At 46.5% G+C, this 6,129-nt stretch carries 6 protein-coding genes; all 6 read left to right on the top strand.

Annotated elements, in window-relative coordinates:
* The first annotated feature begins 327 nt into the window (after positions 1-327).
* The 6 genes from ACTO17_RS16340 (at position 328) to hisIE (ending at position 6,129) form a co-directional block, all read left to right on the top strand.
* Positions 328-861 (top strand): Holliday junction resolvase RecU, encoded by a 534-nt coding sequence (locus ACTO17_RS16340; protein ID WP_172537312.1) that lies wholly within the window; start codon positions 328-330, stop codon positions 859-861.
* A 27-nt stretch (positions 862-888) separates the two neighbouring features.
* Complete coding sequence (gene hisZ, locus ACTO17_RS16335) at positions 889-2,073, top strand: ATP phosphoribosyltransferase regulatory subunit (protein WP_172537286.1); 1,185 nt, start codon at positions 889-891, stop codon at positions 2,071-2,073.
* 111 nt (positions 2,074-2,184) lie between these two features.
* Positions 2,185-2,820 carry an ATP phosphoribosyltransferase gene (hisG, locus tag ACTO17_RS16330; RefSeq protein ID WP_172537287.1) on the top strand — a complete coding sequence of 212 codons (636 nt, stop codon included), beginning with the start codon at positions 2,185-2,187 and terminating at the stop codon, positions 2,818-2,820.
* A gap of 65 nt (positions 2,821-2,885) precedes the next feature.
* Complete coding sequence (gene hisD, locus ACTO17_RS16325; protein ID WP_482558667.1) at positions 2,886-4,178, top strand: histidinol dehydrogenase; 1,293 nt, start codon at positions 2,886-2,888, stop codon at positions 4,176-4,178.
* Between the two features lie 68 nt (positions 4,179-4,246).
* Complete coding sequence (hisB, locus tag ACTO17_RS16320) at positions 4,247-4,840, top strand: imidazoleglycerol-phosphate dehydratase HisB (RefSeq protein ID WP_172537289.1); 594 nt, start codon at positions 4,247-4,249, stop codon at positions 4,838-4,840.
* A gap of 8 nt (positions 4,841-4,848) precedes the next feature.
* The gene (gene hisIE, locus ACTO17_RS16315) at positions 4,849-6,129 is read left to right on the top strand and encodes a bifunctional phosphoribosyl-AMP cyclohydrolase/phosphoribosyl-ATP diphosphatase HisIE (protein WP_172537290.1); all 1,281 of its coding nucleotides are present in this window, start codon (positions 4,849-4,851) and stop codon (positions 6,127-6,129) included.

Genomic DNA, 6,129 nt, shown 5'->3' with positions numbered 1-6,129 from the left:
AAAACATCAGTTAGCTATTTTCATTATACAGTATAAACACCGAAAAAAGGAACCTTTTACCATTCAAAATGTAAAAGATTCCTTAAGTTAATGACATTGTGCTTTTGCAGGATTTATTTTTTTGGTTTTTCCCATTCTTACACCTCCCCTCTGGCATTTAGTATAGCAGGAAGGATTTTTTGCCGCCATATGAAATGATGCAAATTTATCTTTGCGTCATTTCATATGGCAGAAAAGAAAAGAGTGTGCTATAATATACGGAGGTTTTTCGGCGCATGGAAAGAAACAGCCTGTTCCGGCGGCATCCTGCCCAAAGGAGGAATCATTATGGCAACATGGAATTCCCGGGGATTGCGGGGCTCCACCCTGGAAGAGTTTATCAACCTTACCAATGAAAAATATGCCAAACACCGCCTGGCCCTGATTCAAAAGGTGCCGACGCCTATTACCCCGGTTCGCATTGACAAGGACAGCCGGCATATCACTCTGGCCTATTTCGATCAGAAGAGCACCGTGGATTACATTGGGGCAGTGCAGGGGATTCCAGTGTGTTTTGACGCCAAGGAATGCCATACGGATACCTTTCCGCTGCAGAATATCCATTCCCACCAGATTGACTTTATGGAACAGTTTGAAGCGCAGAGAGGGATTTCATTTCTGATTATTTTTTATTCCCACAGAAATGAACTTTATTATCTGCGCCATAAAAAACTGATGGAGTTCTGGAACCGGGCCAAAGAGGGCGGAAGAAAAAGCTTCCGGTATGAAGAGCTGGAGCCGGAATATTTTATTTCATCCAAGGGCGGCATTCTGGTGCCTTATCTGGATATGCTGCAGCAGGATCTGGCAAATCGCAGCTGAAACTAATTTTGTACGAAAGGAACAATTATGGAACGGAAATTATTACATACACCGGAAGGAGTCCGGGATATTTACAACAGAGAATGTGCCCAGAAATTAATTTTGCAGGAAAATCTGCATCATTTGCTGAAAAAATACGGCTATCACATGATTGAAACCCCTACCTTTGAATTTTTTGATATTTTCAGCAGGGAAATCGGAACCACTCCCTCTAAGGATCTCTACAAATTTTTTGACCGGGAAGGCAATACGCTGGTTCTGCGGCCGGATATTACCCCCTCCATTGCAAGATGCGCGGCCAAATATTACGGAGATGAGGTATTTCCCGTCCGTCTGAGCTATATGGGCAATACCTTCATCAACAACAGCAGTTATCAGGGGCGGTTAAAAGAAAGCACCCAGTTCGGGGCGGAGTTAATCGGCGATACTTCTGTCAATGCAGACGGAGAGATTCTGGCCCTTGTGGTCCGGGCGCTTCAGATTGCAGGGCTGCAGGAATTTCAAATCGGCGTGGGGCATGTGGACTTTTTCCGGGGACTGGTGGAAGCGGCAAGACTGAAGGAGGAGACGGAGCAGGAGCTGATTGAACTGATTTCCAATAAGAATTTCTTCGGAGTGGCAGAACTGGTGGATTCCCTGAATCTGCCAAAAGAGCTGAGAGAACTGTTTTCCATGTTGGGAAGCATCTGTATGACAGAAGAAATGACTGCCAGTGCCAAATTACTGGCTTCCGGATATCCATTAATTTTAAATGCGCTGGAGCGTCTGGAAAAATTAATGAAAATCCTGCGTTTTTACGGCGTGGAAAAATATGTGTCCATTGAGCCCGGCATGCTGAGCAGTTATCATTATTATACCGGCATCATATTTGCAGGCTATACCTTCGGAAGCGGCGAGCCCATTGTGAAGGGCGGACGCTATGACAAGCTTTTAGGATATTTCGGCAAAGATGCGCCTTCCATCGGATTTGCCGTTGTGATTGATCAGCTGATGGCGGCATTGTCCAGGCAGAAAATCAAGATTCCGGTTCAGGACAACGGAACGCTGATTGTGTATCGGGAAGCAGCCAGGGAAACAGCCATCCGCCAGGCAGAGCAGCTCAGAACTCAGGGCATCATTGTGTCTCTGGCAGTCTGGGACGAAACCAAAACCCGGGAGGAATATCAGGCGTATGCCAAACGGATGCATATCCCGGCCATTCGGTTTTTATAGAACCCCCATCATGCTCAGCCTGCTGTTCGGCGGGCCGCATGGCCATCCATCTATGGAAGCCAAGGGCTTTCATAGAAGCGGAAATCTGGAATACATAAAACGGAGGAAACCATGAGATATTTAACATTTGCGCTGGGAAAGGGGAGGCTGGCAAGCCAGACCCTTGGAGCCTTTGAAAAAATAGGGATTACCTGTGAGGAAATCAACGACAAGGAGACCAGAAAACTGATTTTTGTCAACGAAGAGCTGAAGCTGAAATTTTTCCTTGCCAAAGGGCCGGACGTTCCCACTTACGTGGAATACGGCGCCGCTGATATTGGAATTGCAGGCAAGGACACCATCTTAGAGGAGGCCAGAAATATCTATGAAGTGCTGGACTTGGGGTTCGGCCGCTGTCGGATGTGTGTCTGCGGGCCCTTAGAAGCCCGGGAATTGCTGCAGCACCACGAACTGATCCGGGTGGCCACCAAATATCCCCGGATTGCCAAGAATTATTTCTATAATAAGAAGCATCAGACCGTGGAAATCATCAAGCTGAACGGCTCCATTGAGCTTGCTCCCATTGTGGGCCTGTCAGAAGTAATTGTGGACATTGTAGAAACAGGCTCCACCCTTCGGGAAAACGGCCTTCATGTATTGGAGGAAGTCTGTCCCCTTTCTGCCAGAATGGTTGTGAACCAGGTCAGCATGAAAATGGAAAACGAGAGAATTACAAAATTAATACAGGATTTAAAAAAGGTTTTATAGAACGAATTTTAGATGATTTCACGGAGACAGGCAGGAAATCCACTGCTTGAAACCAGGAGGAACTTATGAGAATATTGAAGTTAACGGAAGAGACAAAAAAGAACCTGCAGGAAGATTTATTAAAGCGAAGCCCCAACAGTTATCAGCAGTATGAGGAACAGGTCAGCCGCATTATAGAAGAAGTCCGCGCCAACGGGGATGAAGCCCTGTTTGCTTTTACAAAACAGTTTGACGGCGCTGACCTTGACAGCAATACCGTCAAAGTAACCAGAGAGGAAATAAAAGAGGCCTATGACCTGACGGATGACGCTTTGCTTCAGGTTATGAAGAAATCCCTTCATAATATTAAAGTTTATCATGAGAAGCAGAAGCAGTACAGTTGGTTTGACAGCCGTCCGGACGGCGTAATGCTGGGACAGAAAGTAACGCCCTTAGCCCGGGTGGGGGTCTATGTGCCCGGCGGCAAAGCGGCCTATCCTTCCTCTGTTCTGATGAACGTGCTGCCGGCAAAAGTAGCAGGCGTGGAGAAAATAGTCATGACCACCCCCTGCAGCCGGGACGGCAAAGTGAATCCTGCCACATTAGCGGCGGCAGATCTTGCCGGAGTGGATGAAATCTATAAGGCAGGGGGCGCACAGGCGGTAGCGGCATTGGCTTTCGGCACTGAGAATATCCCGAAAGTAGATAAAATCGTGGGCCCCGGCAACATTTATGTGGCCCTGGCCAAAAAGGCCGTGTTCGGCCATGTCAGCATTGACTCCATTGCAGGCCCCAGTGAAATTCTGGTGCTTGCCGATGAAACGGCCAATCCCAGATTTGCAGCAGCTGATTTGCTGTCCCAGGCGGAGCATGACGAGCTTGCCAGCGCCATTTTAATCACAGACAGCGAAGCTCTGGCAGAACAGGTGTCCCGGGAGGTGGACAGATTCACCGCAGCGCTTTCCAGAAAAGAAATTATCGAAAAATCCCTGGAAAATTACGGTTACATCCTGGTGGCAGAGAATATGGAGGAAGCCATTGAGGCTGCCAATGAAATTGCCTCCGAGCATCTGGAAATCCTTACGGCCAATCCTTTTGAAACTATGATGAAAGTGAAAAATGCCGGCGCTATTTTCCTGGGAGAGTATGCCAGCGAGCCATTGGGCGATTATTTTGCAGGCCCGAACCATGTGCTTCCCACCAACGGAACCGCCAAGTTTTTCTCCCCTCTGAGCGTGGATGATTTTATCAAGAAATCCAGTATTATTTCGTATTCAAAAGAGGCATTGGAACCAGTTTATCAGGATATTGTGCAATTTGCTGTCTCAGAACGGTTGACGGCGCATGCAAATTCGATTAAAGTAAGATTTGAAGAATAACGTGCAGTTCACGTAAATCAGAAACACCTGCGCGTATCTCACATATAAATAGAAAAGAGGAACGAACCATGCCAGCAGAAAGAACTGCCAAACAGCACCGGAAAACAAAGGAAACCGACGTTAACCTGACCCTGAACTTAGACGGCAGCGGCGTCAGTCAGCTGAATACGGGAATTGGTTTTTTTGATCACATGTTGGACGGATTTGCCCGCCACGGTTTCTTTGACCTGAAGGTACATGTGACAGGAGATCTGATCGTGGACACCCACCACACCATTGAAGATACCGGTATTGTACTGGGGAATGCCATTCGGATTGCCTTAAGGGATAAGAGGGGAATCAAACGCTACGGAAGCTGCATCCTGCCCATGGATGAAACTCTGGTGCTCTGCGCCATTGATTTAAGCGGAAGGCCCTATTTCTCCTTTGAAGGAGAGTTTACCGCAGAGCGGGTAGGATATATGGATACGGAAATGGTCCGGGAATTTTTCTATGCCGTTTCCTACAGTGCAGGCATGAACCTGCATATGAAGATTCTGTCCGGTTCCAACAACCATCATATGATTGAGGGACTGTTTAAAGCTTTCGGAAGGGCGTTGGATGAAGCCACCATGAAAGATACGAGAATCAAAGATATTATGTCAACGAAAGGTAGTTTATAGGTGAGAATATGGAATATAAAAACCTGATTGCCACCATTTATCTGAAATGCGGCATGGCAGTAAAAGGAAAAAATAACCCGGAAATCGCCGGAGATTTGCGGGAACTGGCGAAAATATATAACGACAGCGGAGTGGATAAGCTTTATATCTTCGATTTGTCCTCCAATGAAGATGAGCATGAGGTGAATCTTCATACGATAAAAGAATTAAGCAGGATGGTGGAGATTCCCATTTACGGGGCCGGCTGCATTTCCCGGTTGGAGGATATTAAGAAACTGATTTACGCCGGCTGCAAAGGCGTTATATTAGACAGCGCAAAGCATGAAACCATTGCCCTGGCCGAAGAGGGCGCCAAACGGTTTGGACGGGATAAAATGCTGGTTTCCATGGAGAATGTGGACTTAATGTTTAAGCACAAAAAAGAAGTTGCCGAACATATCCACAAGCTGGTGGTGCTCAACGAAGGCATCATTGAGTCTTTAGAAAATATTACGGACCTTCCGTTCAGCGTTATTGTTGAAGGATATGATAAGGAGCGCTGGGTGGAGATTCTGAAAAAAGATTCCGTTACGGGTATCGGCGGTTCTTACATCAGCGATCCCAATACCTATGTTACAGAATTAAAACAAAGCCTTGCCGCCGAGGGCATTGAGACGAAGAAATTCGAATCTTCCATGGAATGGTCGGAATTCAAGCTGAATTCTGACGGAATGATACCGGTAATTGTACAGGATTATCAGACCTCAGAAGTACTGATGATGGCCTACATGAATGAAGAAGCTTTCCATACGACCTTGTCCTTAGGGAAAATGACCTATTTCAGCAGAAGCAGAAATGAACTGTGGATTAAGGGAGAAACCTCCGGACATTACCAGTATGTGAAATCCCTGACGGTAGACTGCGACAAAGACACCTTGCTTGCCAGAGTTTCCCAGGTGGGCGCTGCCTGCCACACCGGAAATACAAGCTGCTTTTTCCAGGAAATTGTAAAAAAAGAATTTGTCACCAAGAATCCGCTGAAGGTTTTTGAAAGCGTTTACGACGTCATCAAAGACCGGAAAGCCAATCCCAAGGAAGGCTCCTATACCAATTATCTCTTTGAAAAGGGAGTTGACAAGATTCTGAAAAAACTGGGAGAAGAGGCCACCGAGATTGTCATTGCTTCCAAAAATCCGGAAAAAGAAGAGATCAAATACGAAATATCTGATTTCCTGTACCATATGATGGTGCTGATGGTAGAAAAGGATGTGACCTGGGAAGATATTGTGGAAGAATTAAGCCAGCGGTAA

It is taken from the genome of Petralouisia sp., from assembly GCF_056822245.1.
The sequence above is the reverse complement of the archived record's forward strand: the minus strand, read 5'-3'. Positions and strand labels throughout refer to the sequence as shown.

What these genes read in the sequence shown, in the direction of transcription:
- ACTO17_RS16340 (WP_172537312.1), top strand. Translation starts at nt 328, where the DNA reads ATGGCAACATGGAATTCCCGGGGATTGCGGGGCTCCACCCTGGAAGAG.
- hisZ (WP_172537286.1), top strand. Translation starts at nt 889, where the DNA reads ATGGAACGGAAATTATTACATACACCGGAAGGAGTCCGGGATATTTAC.
- hisG (WP_172537287.1), top strand. Translation starts at nt 2,185, where the DNA reads ATGAGATATTTAACATTTGCGCTGGGAAAGGGGAGGCTGGCAAGCCAG.
- hisD (WP_482558667.1), top strand. Translation starts at nt 2,886, where the DNA reads ATGAGAATATTGAAGTTAACGGAAGAGACAAAAAAGAACCTGCAGGAA.
- hisB (WP_172537289.1), top strand. Translation starts at nt 4,247, where the DNA reads ATGCCAGCAGAAAGAACTGCCAAACAGCACCGGAAAACAAAGGAAACC.
- hisIE (WP_172537290.1), top strand. Translation starts at nt 4,849, where the DNA reads ATGGAATATAAAAACCTGATTGCCACCATTTATCTGAAATGCGGCATG.